This window comes from Brucella pseudogrignonensis (genome assembly GCF_002252525.1).
GTDB classification, from domain to species: domain Bacteria; phylum Pseudomonadota; class Alphaproteobacteria; order Rhizobiales; family Rhizobiaceae; genus Brucella; species Brucella pseudogrignonensis.
This window is the reverse complement of sequence record NZ_NNRM01000013.1, coordinates 1-1,313: the sequence shown is the minus strand read 5'-3', so window position 1 is coordinate 1,313 and position 1,313 is coordinate 1. Positions and strand designations below refer to the sequence as shown.

The following is a 1,313-nucleotide window of genomic DNA, read 5'->3' as shown; positions in this document are numbered from 1 at the left end:
ATCCTGCCCCCGCAACCAATATCCTTCCCTGAAAATACTAAAACCCGCGATACATACGCCATGCTCGTAGCTGTACGGCTTGTGAAAGCTCCATGGAGCAGCCCGCTCGCGCTGAGACCGATAATCAATCGATCTTTGAACGCTCTCACCTCTTCAGCATCATAACCTGAACCGGGAGGAGCATTGTAAGCGATCCAATATCGATGACCCGACAAACGGCAAAAAGCATCACACGCAACCAAAGCCCAAACCTAAAGCAAATCAAAAAGCCCGGTGCAAATGCAGCCGGGCTTTTGCCGTTTCTGATAGATGATGAAGAAGGCTAAAGGGCAAAGTCATCCAACAAAGCCACCACGCCAGCAAATCCATATCCCAATATCGTGATAGCAAAGAATTTTGTCGCCCCGTAGCAAACTGATAGAAGCCCAAGCGAAACCATCTCAACGGAGACTGTGATGAAGCTCTATTACAAACCCGGCGCATGTTCATTGGCACCCCACATCGTGCTCAGCGAAGCAGGCTTTTCCTATGATCTCGAAGCCGTTGATCTCAAGGAAAAGAAAACAGCGAGTGGTGCCGACTACCTGAAAATCAACCCGCGTGGTGCTGTACCTGCTATCGAGGTTGAGCCCGGTGTCGTGATTACGCAGAACGCGGCAATCCTGCAGTATATCGGCGATCACTCTGATGTTGCAGCCTTCAAGCCTGCCTATGGCGCGATTGAACGTGCTCGTTTGCAGGAAGCGCTCGGCTTTTGCGGTGATCTGCATACAGCGTTCGGCGGTCTGTTCGCGCCCAATTTGACGGAGGAAGCAAAGACCACAGTGGTTGCCTCCATCAATCGTCGCATGGGGCAGCTTGAGGCGATGCTTTCAAGCGACCACGACTTCTGGCTTGGGGCCAATTTTACCCAACCCGATGCCTATGTATCCGTCATCATCGGTTGGGGCCTTATGTTGAAGGTCGATCTTAGCGCCTATCCGAAGGCTCTTGCTCTGCGCGAACGCGTCATGGCGCGTCCTGCCGTACAGAAGGCTCTCAAAGAAGAAGGCTTGATCTAAAGCGCATCCCGAAAGGTGTGAAACGGCTTTCGGGCAACGATGCGCGTTAAAACAGAAAATTAGAGCGCCGATCGGATCGAAACGCGCTCTAAACACTCAAAGCCCGGTGGCAAACTGTCGCCGGGCTTTTTGATTCCGAAGCGATGAATTGAAATCTGCTTGCATACCATCGACGTAACCAACGGTGCGGCAACTCTAACTATTCTCACGAACGTGCGGTGGGTTCGGTGTCAGCGCGTTCGACGAAGGGGC

1 protein-coding gene is annotated in these 1,313 nt (G+C 52.4%); it reads left to right on the top strand.

Annotated elements, in window-relative coordinates; translation table 11 throughout:
• Positions 1-455 precede the first annotated feature (455 nt).
• Positions 456-1,061, top strand: a complete 606-nt coding sequence (gene gst, locus CEV34_RS05170) for a glutathione transferase (protein WP_064321126.1) — start codon at positions 456-458, stop codon at positions 1,059-1,061.
• The last annotated feature ends 252 nt before the right edge of the window (positions 1,062-1,313 follow it).

Bases quoted from the DNA above. Each gene is read 5' to 3' on its own strand.
- gst (WP_064321126.1), top strand. From the start codon at position 456: ATGAAGCTCTATTACAAACCCGGCGCATGTTCATTGGCACCCCACATC.